Source organism: Acidovorax sp. MR-S7, from assembly GCF_000400995.2.
Lineage (GTDB): Bacteria > Pseudomonadota > Gammaproteobacteria > Burkholderiales > Burkholderiaceae_C > MR-S7.
This window is the reverse complement of record NZ_DF238930.1, coordinates 1-13,211: the sequence shown is the minus strand read 5'-3', so window position 1 is coordinate 13,211 and position 13,211 is coordinate 1. Positions and strand designations below refer to the sequence as shown.

At 62.3% G+C, this 13,211-nt stretch carries 15 protein-coding genes, 1 tRNA gene and 1 pseudogene; 10 read left to right on the top strand and 7 right to left on the bottom strand.

Translation table 11 applies throughout. The features are described 5' to 3' along the window. Positions 1–14 precede the first annotated feature (14 nt). From AVS7_RS12835 to AVS7_RS12825, 6 genes and pseudogenes are all read left to right on the top strand, one after another. On the top strand, positions 15–653 hold the full coding sequence (locus tag AVS7_RS12835; protein WP_020228805.1) for an FHA domain-containing protein: 639 nt from the start codon (positions 15–17) through the stop codon (positions 651–653). Between the two features lie 310 nt (positions 654–963). Then, a complete protein-coding gene (locus AVS7_RS23835) occupies positions 964–1,542 on the top strand; it encodes a prepilin-type N-terminal cleavage/methylation domain-containing protein (RefSeq protein WP_034690890.1) in 579 nt (192 codons plus the stop codon). Between the two features lie 81 nt (positions 1,543–1,623). Next, positions 1,624–2,394 (top strand): TfpX/TfpZ family type IV pilin accessory protein, encoded by a 771-nt coding sequence (tfpZ, locus tag AVS7_RS23830; protein ID WP_024001512.1) that lies wholly within the window; start codon positions 1,624–1,626, stop codon positions 2,392–2,394. A gap of 110 nt (positions 2,395–2,504) precedes the next feature. Then, complete coding sequence (locus AVS7_RS24440; RefSeq protein ID WP_144425102.1) at positions 2,505–3,833, top strand: sulfatase-like hydrolase/transferase; 1,329 nt, start codon at positions 2,505–2,507, stop codon at positions 3,831–3,833. 75 nt (positions 3,834–3,908) lie between these two features. Then, positions 3,909–4,049 (top strand): annotated as a pseudogene (locus AVS7_RS25170) (IS5/IS1182 family transposase); the annotation flags it as partial. A gap of 388 nt (positions 4,050–4,437) precedes the next feature. Next, positions 4,438–4,514 (top strand) — tRNA-Arg (locus AVS7_RS12825). Between the two features lie 16 nt (positions 4,515–4,530). Here the strand turns inward: AVS7_RS12825 and moaC are convergent. Next, positions 4,531–5,016 (bottom strand): cyclic pyranopterin monophosphate synthase MoaC, encoded by a 486-nt coding sequence (gene moaC / locus AVS7_RS12820; protein ID WP_024001508.1) that lies wholly within the window; start codon positions 5,014–5,016, stop codon positions 4,531–4,533. Positions 5,017–5,135: 119 nt separating this feature from the next. On the opposite strand from moaC, the gene AVS7_RS12815 reads away from it, so the two are divergent. Beyond that, the gene (locus tag AVS7_RS12815) at positions 5,136–6,638 is read left to right on the top strand and encodes a M48 family metalloprotease (RefSeq protein ID WP_034690883.1); all 1,503 of its coding nucleotides are present in this window, start codon (positions 5,136–5,138) and stop codon (positions 6,636–6,638) included. Here AVS7_RS12815 and AVS7_RS12810 read toward each other — a convergent pair. The 3 genes from AVS7_RS12810 to AVS7_RS12800 are packed head-to-tail and all read right to left on the bottom strand — an operon-like array spanning position 6,606 to position 8,279. Further along, positions 6,606–6,962 (bottom strand): phage holin family protein, encoded by a 357-nt coding sequence (locus AVS7_RS12810; protein ID WP_034690888.1) that lies wholly within the window; start codon positions 6,960–6,962, stop codon positions 6,606–6,608. The two genes, AVS7_RS12815 and AVS7_RS12810, sit on opposite strands and share 33 nt — an antisense overlap. 37 nt (positions 6,963–6,999) lie before the next feature. Further along, the gene (locus AVS7_RS12805; RefSeq protein WP_034690886.1) at positions 7,000–7,485 is read right to left on the bottom strand and encodes a hypothetical protein; all 486 of its coding nucleotides are present in this window, start codon (positions 7,483–7,485) and stop codon (positions 7,000–7,002) included. Positions 7,486–7,514: 29 nt separating this feature from the next. After that, positions 7,515–8,279, bottom strand: coding sequence for a TerC family protein (locus AVS7_RS12800; RefSeq protein ID WP_020228800.1), 765 nt, complete (start codon positions 8,277–8,279; stop codon positions 7,515–7,517). 417 nt (positions 8,280–8,696) lie between these two features. On the opposite strand from AVS7_RS12800, the gene AVS7_RS12795 reads away from it, so the two are divergent. Next, positions 8,697–9,110, top strand: a complete 414-nt coding sequence (locus AVS7_RS12795; RefSeq protein WP_020228799.1) for a DUF3717 domain-containing protein — start codon at positions 8,697–8,699, stop codon at positions 9,108–9,110. 45 nt (positions 9,111–9,155) lie between these two features. Next, positions 9,156–9,461, top strand: coding sequence for a putative signal transducing protein (locus AVS7_RS12790; protein ID WP_034690882.1), 306 nt, complete (start codon positions 9,156–9,158; stop codon positions 9,459–9,461). 12 nt (positions 9,462–9,473) lie between these two features. Here the strand turns inward: AVS7_RS12790 and AVS7_RS12785 are convergent, their stop codons facing one another. Beyond that, complete coding sequence (locus AVS7_RS12785; protein WP_020228797.1) at positions 9,474–10,034, bottom strand: YaeQ family protein; 561 nt, start codon at positions 10,032–10,034, stop codon at positions 9,474–9,476. Between the two features lie 101 nt (positions 10,035–10,135). Then, complete coding sequence (purB, locus tag AVS7_RS12780; protein WP_020228796.1) at positions 10,136–11,515, bottom strand: adenylosuccinate lyase; 1,380 nt, start codon at positions 11,513–11,515, stop codon at positions 10,136–10,138. 95 nt (positions 11,516–11,610) lie between these two features. Here purB and AVS7_RS12775 point away from each other — a divergent pair, with 95 nt between their 5' ends. After that, a complete protein-coding gene (locus tag AVS7_RS12775; RefSeq protein WP_024001506.1) occupies positions 11,611–12,228 on the top strand; it encodes a glutathione S-transferase N-terminal domain-containing protein in 618 nt (205 codons plus the stop codon). 279 nt (positions 12,229–12,507) lie between these two features. On the opposite strand, the gene AVS7_RS12770 is transcribed toward AVS7_RS12775, so the two are convergent. Continuing rightward, a complete protein-coding gene (locus tag AVS7_RS12770) occupies positions 12,508–13,074 on the bottom strand; it encodes a glutathione peroxidase (protein ID WP_024001505.1) in 567 nt (188 codons plus the stop codon). Positions 13,075–13,211 lie beyond the last annotated feature (137 nt).

Below are 13,211 nucleotides of genomic sequence, written 5' to 3'. Positions count from 1 at the left end.
GAAGGAAAAAGAACATGCCCAGACTGGTCGTCTCTATCGACGGAGTCGTCATCAAGGAAGCCCCGCTCGTCAAGGAGCACACGGCCGTGGGGCGACGCCCTTATAACGATGTGGTGATCGACAATCTGGCCGTCAGCGGCGAGCATGCGGTGTTTCATTTGACGGGTGGTGAAGTCGAGGTCGAGGACCTGAACAGCACCAACGGAACCTACGTCAACGGCAAGGCCGTCAAGCGCCAGACGCTGCGCAGCGGCGACACGGTGGAGGTCGGCAAGTACAAGATCCGGTTCCTGAACGAGGAAGAGGCGCCGGCCTTCGAGAAAACCATGCTCTTCAAGCCCGGCGCGCTCCCGCCGCAGAAGGCCGCACCCCTCCCGCCGCCCCCGGCGGTCTTCAGCGCCGCCGTACGCGTGCTGTCCGGCCCCGCCGCCGGGCGCGAAGTGGCCCTGCTGAAAGTGGTTACCACCATTGGCAAGCCCGGTGTGGCCGTGGCCTCCATCACCAAGCGGCACCATGGCTACGTGCTTGCGCATGTGGAAGGCGAGGAGTTTCCGCAGCTCAATGGCAACCCTATCGGCGCCGAACCCATGCCGTTGGCAGACGGGGATCGTGTTGCGTTGGCCGGGACCGAGATGGAGTTCATTCTGCGGTGAACACACGGCAAGTCACGCATCAAAAAAGATAGCGGCTTGCACTTGCCGTATAAGCGTTTGAGCCAAAAAACACTCAATTTTTTCCCAGGTTCCACCACAGGTTTGTCTTGCACGCGCCCATAGTACGCATTTGGCAAAAGGTAACAACCATGGGTGACAAATGTGTCGCTTTGTTGGGGCGAAAACCACGGACTGAGAGGAAGATCAGGAGGCGTTCAGTTGCAAGCGCCACCTGGCATAGAAGATGCGGTACTTGGATAACCTCCGGATTTTCCTGGAGGTGTTGTCTCAATACTCCGAGGAGAAATTTATGAAGCGCAAGCTCCAACAAGGTTTTACCTTGATCGAACTGATGATCGTCGTGGCGATTATCGGTATTCTGGCCGCCGTGGCACTTCCTGCTTATCAAGACTATACGGTGCGTGCACGTGTTACGGAAGGTTTTGCCTTGGCTAATCCTGCGCGTGCTGGTTTGGCAACGGATGGTACTGCAAGCATCGACGACTATCGTCGGTATACCGCCAACTGGAATGCTCAAGCAGGTGGTACTGGTGCAAACTCCAAGTATGTCAATTCGGTTCTCTTTGCAGAATCCGGTTCATCTGCAGCAGGAGCAGCAAACGGTTATATCGCTATCACCTATAAAGCGGCTGCTGTAGGTTCTCTGGGAACCAGGAATGTTATTCAACTGCACCCGCGGGTGCGTTCGGGGAGTGCTTCGGCCGCTGCAGAGACTTTGGCTGCGGCATGGACTGCTGGTCGTACCGGTGCTATTGACTGGGCCTGTATCGGGAAAGGCGTTGCAACTGCAAACTCCCGTAACATGGGAACGTTTACTACGGTCGCAACAGGCGTCGAAGAAAAATTCTCTCCAGCAGAATGCCGTTAATCAGCCAGCATTAAAGTATTAAAAGAGGAGCGCCAAGCGCTCCTCTTTTGCTTTTGTGATTTGCAGGAGTGCGTAGGTGAAATGCATAGAGAGAAAGATAAACGTTCGGTAATCCGTGCCGTTTCATGGCATTTCTCTTTGAGCTTGGTGATCGCCGTGATCACGGCTGGCGTGACTTTCGGGCTTTGGTTTCCTTATCCCTATCGTGAGCTGGCTGGTGGTGGCCACTTATTTTGGCTGATAGTCGGGGTAGATGTCGTTTGTGGCCCCTTGCTTACCGCCGTCGTGTTCAATTCACGCAAACCCTTGCGTGAGCTGATGCTGGATCTTGGTTGCATTGGTCTGATCCAGCTTGGCGCACTGACTTATGGGCTGTATTCTCTCTGGCACACGAGGCCGATTTATTTGGCGTTTGAAGTGGATCGATTCCAGGTTGTGACGTACGCAGATATTAAAAAGGATGATTTAAAGCCCGAATCAGAGCGGCTCCATCGCCTGCCCTGGGCGGGCGTCCGCCTGATTGGTACCCGGACTCCTGCGAATGGCGCGGAAATGATGGAGAGCCTGGATTTATCCTTGCGTGGGTTCAGTCCAGCTTTCAGGCCGGATTGGTGGCAGGATTATGAATATAGTATCGATCGGGTAAAGGCAAGAGCACATGCTGTCGCGGACTTGAAAAAGAAGAGACCCGATGCTGAAAAAATGATCAATGACAAGATTGCGCAGGCCGGTATACCTGAAGTCGATATGGTGTGGTTGCCTGTCACTAGTTTTCGCTCTTTGGAGTGGGTCGTTGTGTTGAGCAGAAAAACGGGGCAAACTATTGTTTTCTTGCCTGTCGATGGTTTCTGATGCACAGGTAATATAAAATGGTTGGTCATTTTGAATCCGAGAAGGCTCGGGTTATTTCCTCTCTGAAAGCATTTCTTTGCTTTTTTCTGCTTTTCTTGCTTCTGGAGTGCATGTTTGAATGGGTTTCGATCCATTTTGGATATAAGCGCTATCTGATCAGTCTTGAATTGCTTCTTGCCTTTATTGTCGCTGCGTTTGGGTGGTGGTGGCTGGGGGGAGTGATCTTCTTCCTGGCGATTGGATGGGAGGCTATTCTTGGTGCTTCATCGATTTTGTTTTTGTTTGATTATTCCCAATTCAAGACAATAGCAAAATTTATATTCGAGGCGAGGCCTGCATATGTGGGAGGGGTGATAGTTTTTTTAATGTTTGCGGTGGTGTTGTATTGTGGGGGGTGTCACTTTTTAAAAAAGGTGTCGAGGATGCACATTATTTCCGCAGTCATATTTCTTGTATTTCTTCAGATTGCATTTTCTTTTAGAGATGGAAATTTTCTGTTTCCTGCTCTGATGGATAGAGGAAAATTGATTGTTGGAAGTTCTATCTATTTTTCTGAAAGCATTGTTCAACAAAATAGGCAGATATTTAATCTTAGAAGTCACGACAATGTAGAATATGTTCCTATTGGGTGGCCCTCGGCGTTTATGCAGATCTTTGGTAAGGTTGTTGAGAACAAGGCTGCTCCGAGTAAAGTTTTATTTATCATTGCCGAATCGTGGGGTAGGCCAAATAATGAGGTAATACTCGATGCTCAGATTGGAATTATAAAAAATAGCCGTGCTATCCGGGATGTGCGAGTGGGTACTGTTCATGCCATTGGGGCGACTGCATTTGCGGAGTTTCGCGAACTTTGTGGAAAAGTGCCCACCAAACTAAATCTGGAAAAAATATCAGAAGAGCATCTAGGGGAATGCTATCCGAGAATGCTTGGGCGTCAGGGATATAAAACTATATCTGTGCATGGGGCGCATGGGGTGATGTATGATAGACTACTTTGGTATCCTGTTGTTGGATTTGGTGAGATGATTTTTAAAGAGGTACTTCCAATATCTCAGGATAAGCAATGCTATTCGTTTCCGGGATATTGTGATGAAAATTTATTTGGGATGGCCGGCGATAAACTAAACTCTGCTGAGAAGGTATTTTTGTATTGGCTGACGTTGAATTCTCATATGCCATACGATCGAAGGGATATTTCTAAATTCAGAGAGAGTTTGTGTGATGATGTTTTTGATGCCGGATACAAGGATGGATTGTGCAATTACCACAATCTTCATGTCCAATTTTTCGAAGGGTTGGCAAAGCTGGTGCAGCGTAAAGAACTCTCAGGGGTAGAGGTTGTGGTGGTTGGGGATCATCCACCGATATTTGGTGATGATCTTTCAAAGGGTTACTTCAAAATGGATGAAGTGCCTTTTTTGCATTTTCGAATTAAATAGCCTGCCCTGAGTAATGCGCAACTCCTTAATGGGCGTTGCATTTGCTGGGTGTAGGTGCGGTGTGATTTACAGGACAAGGCTGCCCAGGCGCTTGGGCTGAAGCTGCACCAGAACTACAACTGCATCGCCCCCAAGCTGGCCGAGCAGATCTGGCGCGATGTCCGAGCCAAGCAGTTCTTCAAGCACATGCGCCGTGCGCTACGCAGTCGCGTGGGTTGTGGGGTCAAGGCCCTGCTGGACCAGTTCCTGCCAGCGTTGCACTTAAGGTCGGGTGTGCATGTCCACGCTGTTCTGCCAACGGGTGAGTGTGGCGGTTACCTGCCCGAACTCTGGGTGTTTGGATCGCGTGTGGCGGGCAGGGCACGCCCTTTTTCTTTCTTATTTGTTGCTGCAGACCCGGCAGCCGCTCGCCTGGGATGAATGGGCGGCCCTGCAGGATGCGTTCGAGCAAAGCGATCTGCCCTTCAGGGTGGACGTGGTGGAGCGGCGGGGATTGCCGCCTGATTTCCTGCTGGCGGGTGGAGCGCGAGAAGGTTCCTCTCTGAACCCGCCAGGCGCCAGCCTGAGGGTGTTTCCTCGTATGATCCGCCCTTTCTCGCGCATGCTGCCCGTAGCTCAACCGGATAGAGCAATTGCCTTCTAAGCAATAGGTCGGGGGTTCGAGTCCCTCCGGGCAGGCCATCACGCTCCGGCCGTGTCAGGCCACAAAACTCCCCGATTTGCCTCCGTGCTTCTCCAGCACCTGCACGCCGGTCATCACCATGCGCTTGTCGGCCGCCTTGCACATGTCGTAGATGGTGAGCAGCGCCACCTGCACGGCGGTCAGTGCTTCCATTTCCACACCGGTGGGGCCCACGGTTTCCACGGTGGCGGAGCACTGCACGGCATTTTCAGCGTGCAGCAGCTCGAACTCCACCGCCACGCGGGTGAGGGCCAAGGGGTGGCACAGGGGGATCAGCTCACTGGTCTTCTTGGCGGCCATGATGCCGGCGATGCGTGCAACGCCTAGCACGTCGCCCTTCTTCGCGGTGCCGGATGCCACCAGGTCCAGCGTGGCGGGCTGCATGGTGATGCGACCGGTGGCGATGGCGATGCGGCGGGTGGCGGGCTTGGCGCTCACGTCCACCATGTGGGCCTGGCCCTGGGCGTCGAAGTGGGTGAGGGGGGAAGCGGATGTGGGCATGGCGGGTTACAAACGGGCGCGAAACATTCACCGGGCCGGGGCATCATACGGTGATGTGCCGCAGGGTTGGACAAAGGAGTTTCGTGCAAAGTTTCAAGCCAAAAAGACCTTCAGGGCAGATGGGGCGAGCGCTGGCAGCTTCTTTTTTCGTAGCAATGGGGACTGTCCAGATGCCTTGCGCCCTGGCGCAGACCGCGTTGCCCACGCTGGGTGACGGCGCGGAGATCACGACCAGCGCCGAGCGCAAGCTAGGCGACAGCATCATCCGCGAGCTGTACCGCGACCCTGACTACATCGACGATGCGGTTCTCAACGAGTATGTGCAGGGCCTGTTCCGCTCCCTGGTGCAGGCCGCCAAGGCGCGTGGCGAGCTGTCGTCCGAGCTGGAGGAGCGTTTCGCGTGGGACATCCTGCTGGGCCGCGACCGCACGGTGAATGCCTTTGCCTTGCCGGGGGGGTATTTCGGCGTGCACTTGGGCTTGATTGCCGTGGTGGGCACGCGCGATGAGCTGGCCTCGGTGCTGGCGCACGAGTTGAGTCACGTTACGCAGCGGCATATCGCGCGGCTGATTGCGCAGCAGGGACGGCAGACGCCGCTGATGCTGGGCGCGATGATCCTGGGCGCGCTGGCGGCCAGCCGCAGCCCAGACGCGGCGCAGGCGCTGATGGTGGGCGGGCAGGCGCTGGCGGTGCAGAACCAGCTCAATTTCTCGCGCGACATGGAGCGCGAGGCCGACCGCGTGGGCTATGGCTTGATGGCACCCGCGGGCTTCGCGCCGCAGGGCTTCGTGAGCATGTTCGACAAGCTGCAGCAGGCCAACCGCATCAACGACAACGGCAGCTGGCCCTATTTGCGCAGCCATCCGCTGACCACGCAGCGCATTGCCGACATGCACAGCCGCGTCGGGTCCGATGCGGCCAAGCCCGCGCCAGCCACGCTGGAGCACGTGATGATGTCCGCACGCGCCCGCGTGCTGATGCGCCCTGGTGTAGATGCGTGGCGCCAATGGGTGGCCGAGCCGCAGGATGCAGGCTTTGCCGCGCGGCCCGTGGCGCAGCGCGTGGCGGCCCGGTATGCGGCCGCGCTGAGTGCGCTACAGCTCCAGGACATGGACGCGGCACGCAAGGCGCTGCGTGGCCTGCAGGCCGATGTGCAGGGCGATGCGGCGGGCGCGCGCCAGGCGCGGCTGCTGGGGGCCGAGGTGGAACTGGCCGCCGGCCAGCCCCAGGCGGCGCTGGCCTATCTGGACGAAGCGGACGCGCAGGCCGCGGCGCGGCCGGAGATGCTGCTGCGCACCCAGGCCCTGCTGCGCACCGGCCGCGCGGCCGAGATGACGGGCACGCTGCAGACCTGGGTGGCCACGCACCCGCGCGATGCGGGCGCATGGCAGGCACTGTCGCAGGCGTGGCAGCAGCAGAACCAGCCGCTGCGCGCGGTGCGCGCCGATGCCGAGGCGCAGGTGGCGCGCTACGACTATGCGGCGGCGGTGGACCGCTTCAAGGCGGGGCAGGACATGGCGCGGCGCGGGGGGGCGGGGTTCGACTACATCGAGGCGTCGATCATCGACACGCGGCTGCGTGCCGTGCAGTCACTTCTGAAGGAACAGGCCGCCGAGCGCTGATTCGATGAGCAGGCCCAGCGCCGAGTAGATCAGCGAGCCGATCAGCGCCGCCGTGAACCCCTGGACCTGGAAGCCGTCGCCCAGCACCGAGGCGGCACCCCAGAACATGAGGGCGTTGATGACGAAAAGGAACAGCCCGATGGTGACGATGGTGACCGGCAGCGTGAGGATCACGAGCACCGGGCGCAGCACCGCGTTGAACAGGCCAATGACGAATGCGGCCAGCAGGGCGGAGCCGAAGCTCCGCACTTCCACGCCGCTGTAGATGTAGGCCACGCAGAGCAGGGCGGCTGCGCTCAGCAGCCATTTGAGCAGTAGTCGCATGGGGCCCAGCATAGCACCGGACCCGCGGGCGACGCTGTCAGTCCGTGGCCAGCATGAACAGCAGGCCCAGGCTGGTGAGTGAGCCCGGCACCGACCAGCGGCGCGGCGGCTTGCGGGTGACGACGGTGGTGCTGGCCGGCTGAGGTGTGGCCACCGGAGCGGGCGCCTGCGCCTCTTGCTCCACCTTGGGCCGGCGGGCATCCACCACCGGGATGCCGGCGCCATGCTCGGCCTGCAACTGGACGAGCAGTTCAGGCAGCGGGCCTTTGGCCAGCACGGTGCTCACGGGGCCGCCAGCGGCTTCCACCCAGGGCTGTACCTGCGCGAAGAGCTTGTCGGCCCACTTGGCGCGCCAGTTTTCCCGCGCGCTGTGGCTCACCCACTTGCTGATGCGGTGCGTCATGCGCGGGGCGCAGGCCACCAGCACCCAGTGGGTCGTGGCGGCTTGCGCACCGGTGACCAGCGGCGCGAGGACCTGCCGCGCGTGGGCGGCGTCGTCGATGTACACGATGGCTTTGTGCATGGCGGCCCCTTGCTCTGCCGTGCCGCTCTTCAACCGTGCTGCGCCGGCTCGGCCGGCGCGCGGCGCGCCATGATGGCCTTGCCGATTGCCAGCACCAGCAGGGCGCCGGCGATGTGTGCGGACCAATACAGGGTGCGCGAGATCACGGCCAAGCCCTGCTCGTCCACGCTGCCCAGCTTGGGCATCCACTGCCACTTGTCGGGGTTCACGAACACGGGGTCGGTCACCAGCATGCCGCCCGCGATCCAGCCCAGCAGCATGCCGCCGGCCACGATGATGAAGGGGAAGCGTTCCATGAGCTTGATGACCAGCTGCGAGCCCCAGACGATGATGGGAATGGAGATCAGCAGGCCCAGCACCACCAGCAGGGTGGAGTGCTCGCCCGAGCTCTGCGCGGCACCGGCGATGGCGATCACGTTGTCCACCGACATGACCAGGTCGGCCACGATGATGGTCTTGATGGCGGCCAGCAGCTTGTCGCTCTCGGCCACGTTGCCGTGCCCGTCTTCGTCGGGCGCCAGCAGCTTCACGCCGATCCATACCAGCAGGATGGCGCCCACCACCTTCAGGAAGGGCAGGTTCAGCAGCGTCATCGCGAAGATGATGAGGACGACGCGCAGGATGATGGCGCCGGCCGTGCCCCAGATGATGCCCTTGGTGCGCTGGGCCGCCGGCAGCTTGCGGCAGGCCAGTGCGATCACGACCGCGTTGTCGCCGCCCAGCAGGATGTCGATGATGATGATCTGCCCCAGGGCGATCCAGAACGGCGCGTGGGTGAGGAAGTCCAAATCCATGTTGTGAATACCTTGTTGGTCGAATGCCGGTTCGGGGGAACCGGTTGTGTTCAATTACCGGGCACTCTGGAAGGGGGGCGCGCCTGCCTGCTTGCAGGGGAAGGGGGACGCCTTGAGCCGACCATGGGTTGCCAGTGGCTCAAAGGTCTTGCTCGGCGGCGGCGGTGACCGCGCCTGGCAGGCCGGAAGCGCATGGCTTCGTCTTGACGACCTGACATCCGTCGGCATGCGGCCCTGCTTGCGAAGGCGCCTGCCCACGGGGAGCTACTCCCCCTTGAAGGCCGCGATTTGAACACAGTTCCTGATCCATGGCAAAGCGTGTTTTCCGCGATGCGGATTCGCAAAAACACGCATAACCGTGGCTGCGCAAGGGGCGGCGGAGGGCGGACTATCATGCCGCCTCCTTTTGTCCCGCACATGACCGCCGCCATCCACATCACCGACATCGAGGCCGCCATCAACCACTGGCGCGCCCGTGCGCCGTCGCCCGACGGCGTGGCGCTGGCGCCCGGGCTGGCGGCGCTGGCCGAGGTGTATGGGCGCATGGTGTTCGCGCGCGTGCACGAGATCGCGCCGCAGGATGTGCCGGCCCCGGCCATGGCGGCCTGGCTGGACTGGTACGCCACCACGCCCGACACGCCCTGCATCGCCATCTGCTCCACGAGCCAGGGCGACGAATGGTGCAAGGGCTGCGGGCGCAGCTTCGCCGAGGTGCAGCACTGGCTGTCCATGGGCCCGGCGGACAAGCGCGCCGTGTGGCGGCGCATCACGCGCGAGGGCACGGCGCTGCGCTTCACGCGCTATGCCGAGCGCGCGGCCGAAGGGATCTGACGGGCCGGCTTTACGCCCCCGCGCTTCGCGGCTATCGTGGGCCGCATGCTGCGCTTGACCCAGGCACCCAACATCGCCATCGCCACGCTGTGGAGCGACCTGCTGTGCGAGGCCGGCATGCCCGCGTCGGTGCAGCGCCAGCACCTGGGCGCGGCGGCCGGGCATTTGCCGCCGGGCGAGTGCCTGCCCGAGATCTGGCTGACCCATGCGGAGCATGCCGAGCGCGCCCGCGAACTGCTGCGCGACCTGGAGCGCCTGCCCCAGCGCCAGTGGCTGTGCCCCGGCTGCGGCGAGCGCGTCGAGGGCGGTTTCGAGCAGTGCTGGAACTGCGGCGCGCTGATGCCGCGCTGAAAAAGCCCGGCGCTATTTCCAGCGCAGCGGTTCCACGTGCACGCTGCCGCGCTCGCTGCCGAGCGTGAGCGCGCCTTCCTGCACCGTGGCCTGCAGCTGCATGCTGCGCTCGGCCAGCTGGACGAGCTGCTGCGCCGATTCGCTCGGCAGGCGCCAGACCTGCAGGCGGTCCTGGCGCGTCAGCTTGTTCTCGATGCCCTTCCACCAGACCTCGGCCGCGTGGTGGAAGGCGTAGACCAGCACCGCGTCCGCCTTGCTGGCGGCCTTGGCCAGGGGCTTGTCCTCGGGCTGGCCGACCTCGATCCACAGGCGCTTGCGGCCGGTGAAGTCGGTCAGCGAGATGTCAGGGTCGTCCGGGTCGGACAGGCCCGCGCCGAAGGCAAGCGTGCCGTCGCCCTGGCACAGCGCCTGCAGCTGCCAGGCGTTGAGCGCCAGCGCCGCCAGGCGCACCATCATGCGTTCGTCCGTCTCGCTGGGATGGCGCGCCAGGGTGAGCTGGTGGTCAGCGTAGTAGCCATGGTCGATGTCGGCGATCTGCAGGTTCGCCTTGAAGATGGTGGATTTGAGGGCCATGGATGCTTCAAAAACAAGAGCTGCCTGCGCTTGTTATCGCTCGCTTTGGCAGCTCTTCGTATTGCAAATGCCCGGCTGGAAAGCGCAGGCAGCTATGGTTTTTACACCCGGCGGGCCAGCTCGGCGGCCTTGCCGGTATAGCTGCCAGGGGTCATGGCCAGCAGGCGGTCCTTGTCGGCCTGCGGGATCTCCAGGCCTTTGACGAGCGCGTGCAGCGCCTCGGCCGTCACCGTCTGGCCGCGCGTGACTTCCTTGAGCTTCTCGTAGGCGCCGGCCACGCCGTAGCGGCGCATGACGGTCTGGATGGGCTCGGCCAGCACTTCCCAGCTCGTGTCCAGGTCGCTGGCCAGCGCCTGCTGGTTGAGTTCGAGCTTGTTCAGGCCCGTCATCAGCGAGGTGTAGGCCAGCGTCGCGTAGCCCAGCGCCACGCCGATGTTGCGCAGCACGGTGCTGTCCGTCAGGTCGCGCTGCCAGCGGCTCACGGGCAGCTTGTCCGACAGGTGGCGCAGCAGCGCGTTGGCCAAGCCCAGGTTGCCTTCGGCATTCTCGAAGTCGATGGGGTTGACCTTGTGCGGCATGGTGGACGAGCCGATCTCGCCCGCCTTGAGCTTTTGCTTGAAGTAGCCCAGGCTCACATAGCCCCACACGTCGCGCGACAGGTCCACCAGGATGGTGTTGGCGCGGGCCACGGCGTCGAACAGCTCGGCCATGTAGTCGTGCGGCTCGATCTGGATGCTGTAGGGCTGGAAGGTGAGGCCCAGGCCCTGCGGCTCGGGCGTCTCGACCACCTTGCGGCTGAAGGCCTCCCAGTCGAACTCGGGCCAGGCCGACAGGTGGGCGTTGTAGTTGCCCACCGCGCCATTCATCTTGCCGAGGATCTTCACCGCGGCGATGCGCTCCACGGCGCCCTGCAGGCGCACCACCACGTTGGCCAGCTCCTTGCCCACGGTGGTGGGGCTGGCCGTCTGGCCGTGGGTGCGGCTGAGCATGGGCACGTCGGCGAACTGGTGGGCCATTTCGCGCAGCTTGAGCACGATGCGGTCCAGCCCCGGCAGGATCACCTGGTCGCGGCCCGAGCGCAGCTGCAGCGCGTGGCTGGTGTTGTTGATGTCTTCGCTGGTGCAGGCGAAGTGCACGAACTCGGCGGCCTTTTCCAGCTCGGGGCGGGCCTCGAACTTGGACTTGATCCAGTATTCCACCGCCTTCACGTCGTGGTTGGTGGTCTTCTCGATCTCCTTGATGGCGGCCGAATCGGCCTCGGAGAAGTGCCGCACCAGGCCCAGCAGGTAGGCGCGCGCGCCCGTGGACAGCGGCGGAAACTCCGCGAAGCCCGCATCCGACAGCGCGATGAACCACGCCACCTCCACCTGCACGCGGCGGTGCATGTAGCCGTGCTCGCTCATGATGGGGCGCAGGGCGGACAGTTTGGCCGCGTAGCGGCCGTCGAGGGGAGACAGGGCGGTGATGGTGGACAGGCTCATGGGCGCCGATTGTAGGTGCGCGCCCCCGGCGCGAGGTCTGGCTAGAATCGGCCGCCCCCCACCACACAAGCCGCCCGCGCGGCGCGACCCCAGCCATGAAACTCATCGGATCTCCCACGAGCCCCTATGTGCGCAAGGTGCGCGTGGTGCTGGCCGAAAAGAAACTGGACTACCGCTTCCAGACGGAAGACGTATGGTCCGAGGAGACGGCCATCAACGCCTCCAACCCCCTGGGCAAGGTGCCCTGCCTGGTGATGGAAGGCGGCGAGGCGGTGTTCGACTCGCGCGTGATCGTCGAATACCTCGACACCCTCTCGCCCGTGGGCCGGCTCATCCCCGCCCAGGGCCGCGAGCGCGCCGAGGTCAAGACCTGGGAAGCGCTGGCCGACGGCGTGCTGGACGCCGCCATCCTTGCACGGCTGGAGGCCACTTGGCCCCATCGCCAGGACGGCGAGCGCAGCCAGGCCTGGATCGACCGGCAGATGGGCAAGGTGCGCGCGGGCCTGCAGGCCATGGCCCAGGGGCTGGGCGACAAGCCGTACTGCAGCGGCGTTCACCTGAGCCTGTCTGACATCGCCGTGGGCTGCACGCTGGCGTGGCTGGAATTCCGTTTCCCGCAGCTGGCGTGGCGCACCGACCACCCCCACCTGGGCCGCCTGCTCGACAAGCTCATGCAGCGCCCCAGCTTCGCGGACACCCAGCCGCCGCGCTGATCGGCCCCATGAAAAAAGCGCGCCTTCCGCCGGGGGAAGGCGCGCTTTTTTTGCGCATATAAAAAAGTTGCGAAGCGCCCTGAAACGAAGTAAGAGAGGGAGGGAGGAGAAGCGCCTCAGGATTGCATCCGGAAACAGGTCCGGAAGGCTTCGCAACATGAAAAACAGTGTCTTGCAGTGCCGCGCGAACATTCTCGCCGACGGGTACCTCCTAGAGTGGGGCTGCTTGGCGAAAGTTCCAGCCCTTTCTTTTAAAAAATGTGAAAAACCGGACGGCGCTCAATGCGGCGCCGCCAGCTGCCGCTCGATGGCCTGCACCAGCGCCCCGTTGTCCGGCGCGACGGAGCTGCCGTAGCTGCCCACCACCCGGCCGGAGCGGCTCACCAGGTACTTGTGGAAGTTCCAGCGCGGCGTCTGCCCGTCGGCCGCCGCGGCCAGCGCGCGGTACAGCGGCGCCGCCTGCGCGCCGCGCACATGGCCCTTGGTGAACATGGGAAAGCGCACGCCGAAGGTGTTTGCGCAGAACTCGGCGATCTCGGCGTTGCTGCCCGTTTCCTGCGCGAAGTCGTTCGACGGAAAGCCCAGCACCACCAGCCCCCGGTCGCGGTAGCGCGCGTGCAGCGCCTCCAGGCCCTCGTACTGCCCGGTGAAACCGCAGTAGCTCGCGGTGTTGACCACCAGCAGCACCTTGCCGGCGTACTGGCACAGCGACTGCGGCGCCTCGTCCTGCAGCCGCAGGACGGTGTGGTCCAGCAGCGCGGGGCAGGCGGCGTCCGGCGCGGCCCGCGCGAGCGGCGAGACCCCCAGCAGCGCGCAGCAGATCAAGGGCAGGCAAAGGCGGCGCATGGCAGTGTGTGAAGCTACGGTGGATGGGCATTGGAGCGCAGCGAGCGCCCGGCTGCATGGTATGGGAACCTCTCAAAACCCCACTGATCCCTCGTTGATCGACAAGACCTGAGCCATCCCCCTGCCATGATCACGCC